Below are 12,868 nucleotides of genomic sequence, written 5' to 3' on the forward strand. Positions count from 1 at the left end.
TTGTGAAAAGAGGATATAGATATGAAATATGGCGATAAGATTATAGAAATGCAAGGAATAATAGTTGAGATACAAGATGGAGCAGTAGCTATAGATTTGAAAGGTAGACTTGGATATATGAAGGTACCTATGAGAATGCTTATAACAGACTATCCTCTACAATTAGGACAAGAAGTAGGCTTTAATATGAGTTTCTTAGAAGTATTAAAAGAGGAGCCTAATGAAAAGTATGTAAGCAATATAGATAGAAAGAATAGAAAGGAAGGACAAAATAATGGATAAAACTGTAGTTAAAAATTTACAGTCAGAAATATTTGTACCTATAACACCACCACCAGTGTGGGCGCCGGTAACTAAAGAATTAAAAGATATGAAAATTGCTTTTGCAACAGCTGCAGGAGTACATTTAAAAAGTGATAAAAGATTTAATTTAGCAGGAGATTTCACTTTTAGAACTATACCAGGAGATGTAAAAACAGAAGATTTAATGGTATCACATGGTGGATATGATAATGCTGATGTAAATAAAGATATAAACTGTATGTTTCCAATAGATAGATTAAGGGAATTACAAAAAGAAGGATTTATAAAAGAGATAGCACCAACTCACATAGGATTTATGGGCGGTGGCGGAAACCAAGAAAAATTTAAGCATGAAACAGGTCCAGCTATAGCTAAAATCTTAAAAGATGAAGGGGTAGATGCTGTAGTATTAACTGCTGGATGAGGAACTTGTCATCGTTCTGCTGTATTAGTACAAAGAGCGATAGAGGAATCAGGGATTCCTACGATATGTATAGCTGCATTACCACCAGTTGTAAAACAAACAGGTACACCAAGAGCGGTAGCACCACTTGTACCAATGGGAGCAAATGCAGGTCAACCACACAACAAAGAAATGCAATTAGGTATTTTAAAAGATACATTAACTAAATTAGTAGAGATAGATAGTCCTGGAAAGGTTATATCTTTACCATATGAATATATAGCAAAAGTATAGTTTGAGTTTTAAGTATAATCTATTACTAAATATGTTAATTTATATATTTTAGTGTAGATTATACTTTTAATTAGGATTGTATAAAATTTAACAAAATAAAAATAGTAACTACATATAGGAATACAAGTTGAAACTTTAAGTTATTCATGTTTCAGTTGAGAAAGTGCTATAAAAAATTAACAATTAACAATGAAGGATAAAACTGACGTTTCAGTTTTTTAAAATCAGTTTTTTAAAATGAAATTTTATAATAATTTGCAGAGCAAATTAGTGGAAAACAATATAAAAACGTAGTTTTTAGGTGTTTCTATTTTAAATATTAGGAGTGAAATGAGTAATATTAACCATAACTGTCAATTGTAAACTGATTCCAAATATAAATATAGAAATAAATTGTAAGATTAGTAGTATCATTTGAGAAAGACATTACTTTAAATTTGGAACCCTATAGTAAAAAATTAAATTGTTTTTAAAGGAGTATAGTATGGACGAAGTTATAGAATTAAGAAAATTAGTTATTAAAACTTTTCATATTGAAAGTATAAAGTTTTCTGATGATACTAGAATTGATGGTAGAACTTTATATATTAAAAATAATATAGCTTTAAATAAATATAACAAAGATTTTATAAAGTGTTTAGAAGTTAATATTATAAATCCAAATGAAAGAAATATTTTTGTTAATTCCATACTAGACTTTGAGCCTATAGCAACTAAAGTTTTAGGTGAAATAGGAGAGGGGATAACTCATGTATTAACTGGAGTTACAGTTATGATTAATGGTAAAGATGAAAATGATGTACAGATTGCAGAGTTTGGAAGTTCAGAGGGAATATTAAAGGAACAAGTAATTTTTGATAGAGCAGGAACACCTTCAAAGGATGATATTATATTACAATTTAATTTAGTTTTAAATACAGGTATGGGAGTAAAGAGGGAAGCAATAACAGAAATTCATAAAAGTTGTGACTTAATAGTTCAAGAAATAAGAGAAGTGCTTAAAAAGCTTAATGGAAATAACTGTAATGAAAGACATGAGTATTATGACAAGGTAAGAAAGAATCAGAAGAAAGTTTTAATTGTAAAGCAAGTTGCAGGACAAGGTGCAATGTATGACACAGGATTATTAGCGAGTGAACCAGGTGGAGCTATGGGAACTCATTCAATAATTGATATGGGAAATGTACCAGTTATATTGACACCTAATGAATACAGGGATGGTGCGTTAAGAGCTATGCATTAAAATTTTCGGAATCTTTTTAATAAGGTGTGGAGGGATTAAAAATGGGTGTAGGACCATCAACCAAAGAAACAACATTACATCATTTTAGAGATCCACTTGTTGATTTAGTTGATAAGGATTTAGATACTGATTTAATGGGAATAGTTATAGTGGGTACACCTCAAAGTAATAATGAAAAAATGTTTGTAGGAAAAAGAGTGGCTACATTGGCTGAAGCTATGAGAGCTGATGGAGTGATAATTTCAGTAGATGGATGGGGAAATAGTCATGTTGATTTTTCTAATACCATTGAAGAAATAGGAAAACGAAATATTCCAGTTGTAGGCATGAGTTTTGTAGGAACTCAAGGACAATTTGTAGTTACCAATAGATATATGGATACAATAGTTGATTTTAATAAATCTAAAGAGGGAATTGAGACAGAGATTGTAGGAGAAAACAATATAACAACTTTGGATGCAAAAAAGGCATTAGCATTTTTAAAGTTAAAAATGAGAAAGATGGGGGAATAAAAAAATGAAAATAGCAAGATCTATTCAAGCCATAGATTCACATACAATGGGAGAACCAACACGTATAGTTGTAGGGGGAGTGCCAAGAATTCCAGGAAAAACTATGCCAGAGAAAAAGACATATTTAGAGGAACATATGGATAACCTAAGAACGGCAATTATGCTTGAACCAAGAGGACATAAAGATATGTTTGGTTCAATAATTACACAACCAACTAGAAGTGATGCTGATTTAGGAATAATTTTCATGGATGGTGGTGGATACCTAAATATGTGTGGACATGGATCTATTGGAGCAGCAACTGTTGCAGTAGAAACAGGAATGGTTGAAGTTACAGAGCCATATACAAATATTGTATTAGAAGCACCAGCTGGACTTATAAAAGCAAAAGTTAAAGTTGAAGATGGAAAAGCTGTTGAAACATCTATAGAAAATGTACCAGCATTTTTGTATAAACAAGATGTAAAAATAAATCTACCACAAATTGGTGAAGTTACAGTAGATATAGCTTTTGGTGGAAGCTTTTTTATTTTAGTTAAGGCTGCTGATTTAGGAATAGAGATTGACGCTAAAAATTCTAATAAAATTACTGAAATAGGATTGCAAATAAGAGATATAGTAAACAGTACTATAGAAATAAAACATCCAACATTAGAACATATAAAAACAGCAGATTTAGTAGAAATTTATGGACCTGCTAAAAATCCAAAAGCGACATTACAAAATGTAGTAGTATTTGGAGCAGGACAAATAGATAGATCACCATGTGGAACGGGAACAAGTGCAAAAATGGCTACACTTTATGCTAAAGGATTATTAAAAGAAAATGAAGAGTTTGTTTATGAAAGTATACTAGGAACAATGTTTAGAGGAAAAGTTTTAGGAACAACTAAAGTTGGAGATATAGATGCTGTAATTCCAGAAATAACAGCAAGTGCATATGTAACAGGATTTAATCATTTTGTTATAGATGAAAGTGATCCTGTAAAATATGGATTTAAATTAGATTAAGTTTTTTTATATAAAAGGGGTAATAAGTATATTTTTATTATCCCTTTTTACATTAATTAAAGTTAAAAAATAAAATTCTAAGAAAATTAATTACTGTTACTATAATAAAAATTAAAAATACTACATTTAAGATTTTTTTCAATGCAATATCAATTTTACATAGTTTTTCATAGTTTAAGTTTTTTATGAAGTTCATATTTATGCCTCCTTGTTGAAAATACATACATATATTTTAAAAAATATATATACATTACAATAAATTTGCCATAAAAATATAACAGGTTAGTTAAACTTATATTTAAAGAAATATTATAAAATATAGTAGAAGATTTAAAAAATAAAAATTATTTGTTAAAATAAGTTGAAATATATTTAGAATACTGATACAATATGTTTGTCGAGAAAATTTAATAATTGGTTTTAGGTACCTTATTTTTAAGGTTTAATAGGGAAAGTGGTTAAAATCCACTACAGCCCCCGCTACTGTATACGAAGACGAAGCCGTAATATCCACTGGATTGATTTCTGGGAAGGATGGCTTAGGATGACGCGTGAGTCAGGAGACCTGCCTAAAATAGCATGGAGCTTCGGAGGGAAGTGTATACCATTGAGAAGACATATGAATTTGAAGTTCATATATTTTTAGAGTGGAATATTATATACATTTAATATAAAAAAGCCTTCGCAGATGCGGAGGCTTTTTATTTTGAAATCATATAAATTATATCTTCCTTATGATGAGTCCATATCGAAAAGTGCTAGCTAGTTATTATGCTTCAGCCTAAGTATTCCCGTGTATAAAAAATTAGAGTTAACCTTAAAAGAATAATAATAGTTTGCTTATATTAAAAAAGTCCTTAATTTTAACTCACGGCTGAAGCATAGTATTTATATAAAGATTTATGATTACACTTAAAGGTATAAATATGAATGTTCTTGAAATATTAACCCAAAATAATAATTTGCTTATATTATTTAAAAATTAAAAAGTCCTCGAATTTAGTTCAGACTTTAGGTGTAATATAAAATATATCAAGCATTATGCTTTAGCTCCCGAATATATTTGAGATTTAATATGATAAACATTGGAGTTTATTATAAAATATCAACATTAAATTTAATAAACGAAGAAGTTTATTAAATAATTGCAGTGAATTAAATCTTAAATAAAACTAAAGCATAATGCAAATTTAATTTACATATTAAATTACTTTTATAATAACATAAAAAGGAAAATAAATATACACTATAATGTAAAATTTTTACTTAAAAGTATATTTTTATAAATAAAAGGGAGGAATCAAAAGATGAAAACATCAAAGAAAGAATTGCTATTAAAAATAGTAAAAATTATAATTGGTAGTATAATTTATGCTATAGCAATAAATGTATTTATTTCACCAAATAAGCTTTTAAGTGGAGGGATTGCAGGCATATCACTAATACTTCAGTATATAACAGATGTATCTTCAGGATATTGGGTCTTCATAATAAATTTACCTCTGTTTATAATAGGGTATAAATTTTTGAAAGACAAAGAATTTATATTTTTAAGTTTTATGGGAATGATTTCAATGTCAGGTGCATTGATAGCAACTAAAAATTTAGTTAATGGTTTAATAGTAGAAGATATAGTTATTGCAACATTATTCGGAGCTGTGATTAGTGGAATAGGAATGGGGATAATCTTTAGGCAGGGTGCATCACAAGGCGGAACGGATATTATAGCTATAATAATTAGGAGAAAAAATGGAGCAAAAATGTCTACTTTATATTTTGCATTAAATGGAGTAATTGTTGTTTTAGGTATTGTTGTAACAAGTTTAGAAGTAACACTATACACAATGGCATTAATGTATATTAAATCTATAGTTATTGATAAAGTAATTAATATGTTCAACAATAAGAAAATACTAATGATTGTTACTGAAAAGGAAGAGTTAGTATCAAAACAGATAATGGATAAAATAGGAAGAGGAACAACTTTTCTTTATGGAGAAGGTGCATATACTGGTATAAAAAGAAAGGTTATCTATTGTGTGGTAACAGAAAATGAATTAAATAAAGTTCAAAAACTTATAAAGGAAATTGATGAAAAATCATTAATATCAGTTTCAGAGGCATTAGATGTTCAAGGAAATGGCTTTTTGAAGGCGGCAATTTAATAACATAATTATATTAGATTATTTCTCTTGTCAGTGTTACAATAAAAAAGTAAGATTTAATTATTGTTTATAGGGGGAGAATAAAAAATGACTACAAATTATAAATTTTTTCAGCATAAAGATTGTGAGTATTTTCCATGTCATAAAGTAAAGGATGATAGTAATTTTAATTGCTTATTTTGTTATTGTCCATTATACTTTTTAGAAGATTGTGGGGGAAATAACAAAAATATAAGTGGAATAAAAGATTGTAGTAATTGTATGATACCACATTCAGAAAATGGATATGATTATATAGTTAAGAAAATAGTGGACGTTAATAATAAAAGAGTAGATGACTTCTTTAAAAAGAAAAAAGAAGAAGAATAGAAAAAGATTGTGTTTCAAAGTAACTAAACTTATATTGAAACACAATCTTTTTTATTTTAATTAACTTTAGTAAATTGAATTTTAACTGAATCATGAGATAAACTATCAAATATAAAACCTTGTGATTTTAAACCTTCAATTATTTCTGGCAACGCATTTACAGTAGTATCTTTTGGATCTAAATCATGCATTAATATATTGGCTGTATTTACTGAAGGAGTATTATTTAAAATACTTTTAACGATGATATCCTTTTTTTGTCTAAAAGCAGCAGCATCAGTTGAATCAATGTTCCAATCAAAGAAGGTATATCCAAGATCAGTCATTTTCTGAGCTAGATCAGGCATAAAGTTAGCATTGTTATTATAAGATTTATTTACTAAATTGTTAGAACCACCAGGAAATCTAAGAATTTTAGAAGGTTTTTTTCCTGTTATATTTTCAATAAAGTCATCTAATGCTTTTACATCCGCAATAAAGTTATCTTGATTTTTGTATATTTTTTTATAATTATGAGTAGCTGTATGATTAGCTATAACATGTCCACGATCACTAATTTCTTTATATATATTATCCATATTGTCTTTTTTATTAACAAAGAAAGTAGCTTTTATATTATATTTATCAAGTATATCTAAGATTTTTAATGTATGATTAGATGGACCGTCATCAAAAGTTAAATATGCTCTTTTTGAAGTTTTAATTACTTCATTTATTTTAGCTTCATTTTGGGATATCTCATTTTTTAGCTTTTCATTTTCAGATAACAATTTAGTCTTTTCGGTTTGAATGCTTTCTATATTGCTTTCTAAAGTTTTATATTTAGATTTATTAAAAAATAGTTGAGATGTAAAATATATATTTATAAAAAAAACAACTAAAATAAGTCCGAGTAAAGATTTTATTATAAAAGAATTTCTTTTAGAATTCATTGTAAAATGTCCCCCTAAATAAATTAATTAGATAGAAAAGTTTTTAATTTTTCATCGATAGTTTTTTTGTTTTCATTAAGCTTTGAGTTTTCTTCTTTTAATTTAGAAATATCGTCATTTAGGACATTTACATCTTTATTAAGCAAGTCCACTTTTGTTGTATAATTCTTAATTTTATTTGATGTGAAAAAAGAAAAAAATACAGAAATTATTAGTAAAACACTTAATAAAATTATAGAATGAATTTGTTTTTTGTAAATTAATTTTCTATTACGTGATGATTTTGTCATTTAGAAATCTCCTTATGTAAATTAGATTATAGATTTAATTAGTAAGATGAAAATATTTTATATAAATTAAATCAAATATGTATATGGAAATAAGCTCAAGTTTAAAATTATTTTTAGATATAAATATACTTGTTAAAAAAAGTTGTTAATTTTAATATGCTTTTGAGCTAGTCTCGCTTGTAGTATCCAAGGTTTAAATTTAATAATTTTGAATATAAACTTTGGAATCTTATATAAAATAATATAAAGTATATATATATAAAATATATGATAAATCTACACTTTAAATTATAAAATAAAAAAGGTAATCTTTTTTTACAAAGAAGTTACAATGTAAAATATCAAGCCTAATTTAAAATTAGGCTTGATATTTTTAATGAACAATTAAATTTTTACCATGATATTTACACTAATTATAAATTAAAATACTATTTAGTATTTTAAATATTATTAGTGTGAACAACAACAAGATTTTTTTTCAAAACTAGCACAATCTGTACATTCTATTTGTGTAGGATTAGACTCATGAGTACTAACATTTATTTGTGTTAATGTACAATAGTTTTCACTTCCATCGTGATGTTTACATTGATTTACAGTACATCCTATACTTTTATTTGCTGACATTTTAAAATCCTCCTTAATAATATAAATATTTTTTTATCACAGATATTTAATTTAATAATTTAGCGCTAAATTAATTTAATAATTTTGATAATAAATTTGTTATCAAAATCCTTACACAAATAGTATGGCAATTATAAAATTTTATATGTTGCATAAATTTTGGTTAATAAAAATAAAAAAATACAATTATGTAAAATAATCACTTATAAAAGAAAAAAACATAATATATATTAGAGAAATACTAAAAAAAGGAGAAAAAAATGGAGGAAAAAATAATAAAATTAAGTGATACAGATATTGGTGATGAAGTAATTATAAAAGAAATATTATCTACTGGACTTAATAAACAAAGGCTTCTAGATTTAGGATTTGTTCCAGATACAACTATATTTGTGTTAAGAGATTCTCCACTTGGTGAGCCAAGAGCATATTTTATTAGAGATACTTGTATAGCGCTTAGAAAAGAAGAAAGTGAAAAAATAATAGTATATAAGAAGCAATGATTATAGAGGTGTGAAATGGGGTTAACATTTAGTTCAACTAAAAAGGAAAGCTTACAAGATATTAAAATAGTAGAAAAAACAAAAGAAAATCAATTTGTGATTGCATTAGCAGGAAATCCTAATACTGGGAAAAGTACAGTATTCAATAGTCTTACCGGATTGCATCAGCATACAGGAAATTGGCCAGGAAAGACAGTAGTAAATTTTCAAGGAAATTTTAACTATAAGAAAGATGAATTTATATTAGTAGATTTGCCAGGAACATATTCATTACTTGCTACATCAGCAGAAGAAGAAGTGGCAAGAGATTATATATGTTTTGGAGAAGCAGATTTAGTAGTAGTAGTTTTAGATGCAACATGTTTAGAAAGAAATTTAAATTTATTGTTGCAAATAATGGAGATAACTTCTAATGTTTTGGTATGTGTAAATTTAATGGATGAGGCTAAAAAGAAAAATATAACTGTTAATATAGAGAAGTTATCAGAAATTTTGAAGGTACCAGTAGTATCTACTTCAGCAAGAAATGGAAAAGGTATCAATGAATTAAAAGAAGCAATTTATGAATATAGTAAAAAGGAAAACAATAATAATTTTAAAATTCAATATGATGATTTTATAGAAAAAGAAGTAGAAAGATTAGAATTAATTTTATCTAAAAAGTATAATGAATTAAATTATAGATGGATAGCATTAAGATTGTTAGATGGTGATAAGACAATAATAAATTCAATAAGAAAGTATGTAGATGAAAGTTTTTATATAGAGGATAAAGACTTAAGTAATGAAGTTGAATGTTTTATAAAATCAAACTCAAAAATAAGAGATGATATAGCAAAAAAGATATACAATGAATGCTTTGAAATTTCTAATAAAGTAGTTGAAAAAAGTGGAAATAAAATATTGGAGCAACAAAAAATAGATAATATATTAACATCAAAAAAAACAGGAATACCAGTTATGTTAATATTTTTAACTATAATTTTATGGTTAACTATTCAAGGAGCAAATTATCCATCAGCATTACTTGCGTCTATGTTTGACTCTTTAGAGGTAAAATTATTACAACTATTTAATTATATAGGTTCACCTTTATGGCTTAAAAATATATTAGTGTTAGGATTATACAAAACAGTTGCATGGGTAATTTCGGTAATGTTACCACCAATGGCAATATTTTTTCCAATATTCACTTTGCTTGAAGATAGTGGGTATTTACCAAGGATTTGTTTTAATCTTGATAAAGCTTTTAAAAAAGCACATTGTCATGGAAAACAAGTATTAACAATGTGTATGGGATTTGGTTGTAATGCAGCAGGTGTTATAGCTGCTAGAATAATAGATTCGCCAAGAGAACGGCTTGTTGCTATTTTGACAAATTGTTTTGTACCCTGTAATGGAAGATTTCCAACACTTATAGCATTATCTATGATATTTGTAGGTGGAACTTTTGCATCTAGTACAGCTGATTCTATGTTAGCAGCACTTATGGTAATGCTATTAGTAGTTTTAGGAATAGTTATAACATTAGTAGTTTCATATATATTATCAAAAACGATATTAAAAGGAATGCCATCATCATTCACATTAGAACTACCACCTTATAGAAAACCACAAATAGGAAGAGTTATATATACTTCAATTATAGATAGAACTATATTTGTTTTAGTTAGGGCTATAAAAGTAGCTGCACCAGCTGGCATAATAATATATGTGCTAAGTAATGTTATGATAGGTGATATGAGCTTAGTTGCGCATATAGCCAGTTTTTTAGATCCATTTGCAAAAGCGATTGGGTTAGATGGATATATATTAATGGCATTTATATTAGGACTTCCTGCCAATGAAATAGTACTACCAATATTAATAATGGGATATTTATCTAATGGGGTTATGACAGATTTTACAAGTTTAGATATGTTGAAAAATGTTCTGGTTAATAATGGATGGACTTATTTAACACTTTTAAATACCATGTTATTTTCATTATTACACTTTCCGTGTGCAACAACTATATTAACTATAAAAAAAGAAACAGGAAGCAGGAAATGGGCATGGTTTTCATTTATTATGCCTACCATAGTTGCTATAATAGTATGTTTTTTAACAGCAACTATATATAGAATTTTTGCATAGGATGTCATAATGACAATAAAAAGGACTGAGTTATCAGTCCTTTTTTATACTAACACATGAAATATAAAAATTTAATGATGAGGATTAGAAGAAACTTTTTCTATAGCTTGCATTACAGTACATGTAAGAGTAGCAAGTTCTTGTGGGTTTACTTGAAATGCAACTTTTGCATATACAGCCCCTGAATCGGAAGTCACATAATGGGGTTTAACATTATTGAGTGACAATGCCAGCATATCATTTATACATTTTTCACATTTACATATATCTTTATAATCCTCTAAAAGTTTATTTAGTAAACTGCTTACAATAATTTCAGCTACATTAAAAACACCAAGATTTCTTGAGTTTAAAGTAGAACACATTTAAACTTTAGATGTCCATTTTCTTAACATCATCAGGAATGATTAAATCTGCTAATGTAGCATTTTTAACATCCTCAATAGTAGCTTCAGGTCCAAGTTCTCTTAAAACAAGACCATCTTTAGTAACTTCCATAACTGCCATTTCAGTTATTATTAAATTTACTTGATGAGCTGCAGTTAAAGGTAAAGTACATTTTTTTAATATTTTTGGTCTTCCTTTAGCAGTATGTTCCATTGATACGATAACTTTTTTTGCACCAACAACTAAATCCATAGCTCCACCCATACCAGGAACCATTTTGCCAGGAATCATCCAGTTAGCAAGATTTCCTTCTTGGTCTACTTCTAGTGCTCCAAGGATAGTTGCATCAACATGTCCACCTCTTATTATAGAGAAAGACATTGAACTATCAAAGAATGCAGCACCAGGAACTACAGTAACAAATTGTCCGCCTGCATTTATTAAGTCCTTATCTTCTTTGCCTTCTTCAGGAGAAGAACCTATTCCTACGAATCCATTTTCAGATTGTAGAGTTATGTCAACTCCTTCAGGTATATAATTTGCAACAAGAGTTGGAAGTCCTATTCCAAGATTTACTACGTCTCCATCTTTAAGTTCTTTAGCAACTCTTTTTGCTATAATTTCTCTCATCATACTCTTATCCATGATTATTTATCCCCCTTTACGATGTAGTCAACAAAAAGACCAGGTGTAACAACTATGTTAGGGTCTAATTCTCCTGCTTTAACAAGAGTTTCTGCCTCTACGATTACAGTATCAGCAGCTGTTGCTATTAAAGGATTAAAGTTCCTAGTAGCTTCATGGTAATAAATATTACCTTTTTCATCTACTTTAGAACCGAATAATAAAGCGATGTCTGCTTTTAAAGGAAGCTCAAGTAAATATTCTTTTCCGTTAACAGTAAGCTTTTGTTTACCGTCTTCAATTATAGTTCCAAGACCAGTCTCAGTCAAGAAACCACCAAGACCAGCACCACCACATCTAATTCTTTCAGCTAATGTACCTTGAGGATTAAGTTCTACTTCCATTTCCTTTGTGTTCATTAGTCTTCCAGTTTCAGGATTAGTTCCGATATGAGAAGCAATAACTTTCTTTACTTGCTTATTAACAACTAATTTACCAATTCCTTTATCAGGATATCCAGTATCATTAGCGATGATAGTTAAATCTTTTACCCCTTTTTCAACTAGAGCATCAACTAATTTTTCAGGTGTACCAGCAGCTAAGAAGCCACCAATCATTACAGTCATGCCGTCTTTAATATGAGAAATTGCTTCCTCAATGTTAACAATTTTGTTCATAACACATACCTCCAAATTTTTACTAAGCATCTTCAAAACAATAGATTAGAGTATTAATTGTTATGTTAGGTGCATTAAGTAAAATCAAAATATATAAATATATTTTGACATAAGTATAAAATAATAAATTTATAGAAAATTTATTATTTTTAAACTATACTTAATAAATATACTATTCTATAAATATAATTAAAAATCCTTCTTTTATGTCAAATTTTATAAAAAAAATATTATATTTTTTAAAAACATAGTATTTCATTAAAAATAGATAAGGTAAGTAAATTAAACTAATGTCGAATAAGACAAGGATTTACAGCGAATTAGTACTGTTGTTTCTATAGAATTTAAAGATATAATTAGATAGAAACAATAATAGCTTTAGTTTATTTAT

The 12,868-nt window shown here is 27.5% G+C and carries 16 protein-coding genes and 1 riboswitch; of the genes, 9 read left to right on the forward strand and 7 right to left on the reverse strand.

What is annotated here, in order from left to right; genetic code table 11:
* The first annotated feature begins 15 nt into the window (after positions 1-15).
* The 5 genes from AC07E4_RS05260 to AC07E4_RS05280 all read left to right on the forward strand — a co-directional run bounded on the left by AC07E4_RS05260 (position 16) and on the right by AC07E4_RS05280 (position 3,767).
* Positions 16-282, forward strand: a complete 267-nt coding sequence (locus AC07E4_RS05260; protein ID WP_040330652.1) for a CBO2463/CBO2479 domain-containing protein — start codon at positions 16-18, stop codon at positions 280-282.
* Positions 275-1,000: a D-proline reductase (dithiol) protein PrdB gene (gene prdB, locus AC07E4_RS05265; RefSeq protein WP_081771077.1), complete on the forward strand. Its 726-nt coding sequence runs from the start codon at positions 275-277 to the stop codon at positions 998-1,000. Before AC07E4_RS05260 ends, prdB begins: the two co-directional genes overlap by 8 nt.
* Positions 1,001-1,484: 484 nt before the next feature.
* A complete protein-coding gene (gene prdD / locus AC07E4_RS05270) occupies positions 1,485-2,243 on the forward strand; it encodes a proline reductase cluster protein PrdD (RefSeq protein ID WP_478215883.1) in 759 nt (252 codons plus the stop codon).
* Positions 2,244-2,284: 41 nt separating this feature from the next.
* Positions 2,285-2,755, forward strand: a complete 471-nt coding sequence (locus AC07E4_RS05275) for a glycine/sarcosine/betaine reductase component B subunit (protein ID WP_430829028.1) — start codon at positions 2,285-2,287, stop codon at positions 2,753-2,755.
* 4 nt (positions 2,756-2,759) lie between these two features.
* The gene (locus tag AC07E4_RS05280; protein ID WP_040330647.1) at positions 2,760-3,767 is read left to right on the forward strand and encodes a proline racemase; all 1,008 of its coding nucleotides are present in this window, start codon (positions 2,760-2,762) and stop codon (positions 3,765-3,767) included.
* Between the two features lie 52 nt (positions 3,768-3,819).
* On the opposite strand, the gene AC07E4_RS05285 is transcribed toward AC07E4_RS05280, so the two are convergent.
* Positions 3,820-3,963, reverse strand: coding sequence for a hypothetical protein (locus AC07E4_RS05285; RefSeq protein ID WP_158644519.1), 144 nt, complete (start codon positions 3,961-3,963; stop codon positions 3,820-3,822).
* Positions 3,964-4,172: 209 nt separating this feature from the next.
* A riboswitch (cobalamin riboswitch) is annotated at positions 4,173-4,354 on the forward strand.
* A gap of 720 nt (positions 4,355-5,074) precedes the next feature.
* Between AC07E4_RS05285 and AC07E4_RS05290 the strand changes: the two genes are divergently transcribed.
* Positions 5,075-5,932, forward strand: a complete 858-nt coding sequence (locus AC07E4_RS05290) for a YitT family protein (RefSeq protein ID WP_040330646.1) — start codon at positions 5,075-5,077, stop codon at positions 5,930-5,932.
* Positions 5,933-6,019: 87 nt separating this feature from the next.
* On the forward strand, positions 6,020-6,301 hold the full coding sequence (locus tag AC07E4_RS05295) for a cysteine-rich small domain-containing protein (protein WP_040330644.1): 282 nt from the start codon (positions 6,020-6,022) through the stop codon (positions 6,299-6,301).
* Between the two features lie 56 nt (positions 6,302-6,357).
* Here AC07E4_RS05295 and AC07E4_RS05300 read toward each other — a convergent pair whose 3' ends face one another.
* From AC07E4_RS05300 to AC07E4_RS05310, 3 genes are all read right to left on the reverse strand, one after another.
* A complete protein-coding gene (locus AC07E4_RS05300; protein WP_478215884.1) occupies positions 6,358-7,233 on the reverse strand; it encodes a polysaccharide deacetylase family protein in 876 nt (291 codons plus the stop codon).
* 23 nt (positions 7,234-7,256) lie between these two features.
* Positions 7,257-7,523, reverse strand: coding sequence for a hypothetical protein (locus AC07E4_RS05305; protein ID WP_040330642.1), 267 nt, complete (start codon positions 7,521-7,523; stop codon positions 7,257-7,259).
* Between the two features lie 450 nt (positions 7,524-7,973).
* Positions 7,974-8,150, reverse strand: coding sequence for a DUF1540 domain-containing protein (locus tag AC07E4_RS05310; RefSeq protein WP_074432744.1), 177 nt, complete (start codon positions 8,148-8,150; stop codon positions 7,974-7,976).
* A gap of 260 nt (positions 8,151-8,410) precedes the next feature.
* Between AC07E4_RS05310 and AC07E4_RS05315 the strand changes: the two genes are divergently transcribed.
* Positions 8,411-8,653: a FeoA family protein gene (locus AC07E4_RS05315; protein WP_040330640.1), complete on the forward strand. Its 243-nt coding sequence runs from the start codon at positions 8,411-8,413 to the stop codon at positions 8,651-8,653.
* 15 nt (positions 8,654-8,668) lie between these two features.
* The gene (gene feoB, locus AC07E4_RS05320; RefSeq protein WP_478215885.1) at positions 8,669-10,789 is read left to right on the forward strand and encodes a ferrous iron transport protein B; all 2,121 of its coding nucleotides are present in this window, start codon (positions 8,669-8,671) and stop codon (positions 10,787-10,789) included.
* A 71-nt stretch (positions 10,790-10,860) separates the two neighbouring features.
* On the opposite strand, the gene AC07E4_RS05325 is transcribed toward feoB, so the two are convergent.
* From AC07E4_RS05325 to atoD, 3 genes are read right to left on the reverse strand one after another with little or no spacing between them, the layout of a single operon-like run.
* On the reverse strand, positions 10,861-11,154 hold the full coding sequence (locus AC07E4_RS05325) for a late competence development ComFB family protein (protein ID WP_040330638.1): 294 nt from the start codon (positions 11,152-11,154) through the stop codon (positions 10,861-10,863).
* 7 nt (positions 11,155-11,161) lie between these two features.
* On the reverse strand, positions 11,162-11,821 hold the full coding sequence (locus tag AC07E4_RS05330; RefSeq protein WP_242838458.1) for a 3-oxoacid CoA-transferase subunit B: 660 nt from the start codon (positions 11,819-11,821) through the stop codon (positions 11,162-11,164).
* 2 nt (positions 11,822-11,823) lie between these two features.
* Positions 11,824-12,477 carry an acetate CoA-transferase subunit alpha gene (atoD, locus tag AC07E4_RS05335; RefSeq protein ID WP_040330636.1) on the reverse strand — a complete coding sequence of 218 codons (654 nt, stop codon included), beginning with the start codon at positions 12,475-12,477 and terminating at the stop codon, positions 11,824-11,826.
* Between the last annotated feature and the right edge of the window lie 391 nt (positions 12,478-12,868).

It is taken from the genome of Clostridium amazonense (genome assembly GCF_056431285.1).

What these genes read in the sequence shown, in the direction of transcription:
- AC07E4_RS05295 (WP_040330644.1), top strand. Translation starts at nt 6,020, where the DNA reads ATGACTACAAATTATAAATTTTTTCAGCATAAAGATTGTGAGTATTTT.
- AC07E4_RS05325 (WP_040330638.1), bottom strand. Translation starts at nt 11,154, where the DNA reads ATGTGTTCTACTTTAAACTCAAGAAATCTTGGTGTTTTTAATGTAGCT.
- AC07E4_RS05290 (WP_040330646.1), top strand. Translation starts at nt 5,075, where the DNA reads ATGAAAACATCAAAGAAAGAATTGCTATTAAAAATAGTAAAAATTATA.
- prdD (WP_478215883.1), top strand. Translation starts at nt 1,485, where the DNA reads ATGGACGAAGTTATAGAATTAAGAAAATTAGTTATTAAAACTTTTCAT.
- AC07E4_RS05330 (WP_242838458.1), bottom strand. Translation starts at nt 11,821, where the DNA reads ATGGATAAGAGTATGATGAGAGAAATTATAGCAAAAAGAGTTGCTAAA.
- atoD (WP_040330636.1), bottom strand. Translation starts at nt 12,477, where the DNA reads ATGAACAAAATTGTTAACATTGAGGAAGCAATTTCTCATATTAAAGAC.
- AC07E4_RS05285 (WP_158644519.1), bottom strand. Translation starts at nt 3,963, where the DNA reads ATGAACTTCATAAAAAACTTAAACTATGAAAAACTATGTAAAATTGAT.
- AC07E4_RS05315 (WP_040330640.1), top strand. Translation starts at nt 8,411, where the DNA reads ATGGAGGAAAAAATAATAAAATTAAGTGATACAGATATTGGTGATGAA.
- AC07E4_RS05305 (WP_040330642.1), bottom strand. Translation starts at nt 7,523, where the DNA reads ATGACAAAATCATCACGTAATAGAAAATTAATTTACAAAAAACAAATT.
- AC07E4_RS05280 (WP_040330647.1), top strand. Translation starts at nt 2,760, where the DNA reads ATGAAAATAGCAAGATCTATTCAAGCCATAGATTCACATACAATGGGA.
- AC07E4_RS05310 (WP_074432744.1), bottom strand. Translation starts at nt 8,150, where the DNA reads ATGTCAGCAAATAAAAGTATAGGATGTACTGTAAATCAATGTAAACAT.
- feoB (WP_478215885.1), top strand. Translation starts at nt 8,669, where the DNA reads ATGGGGTTAACATTTAGTTCAACTAAAAAGGAAAGCTTACAAGATATT.
- AC07E4_RS05300 (WP_478215884.1), bottom strand. Translation starts at nt 7,233, where the DNA reads ATGAATTCTAAAAGAAATTCTTTTATAATAAAATCTTTACTCGGACTT.
- AC07E4_RS05275 (WP_430829028.1), top strand. Translation starts at nt 2,285, where the DNA reads ATGGGTGTAGGACCATCAACCAAAGAAACAACATTACATCATTTTAGA.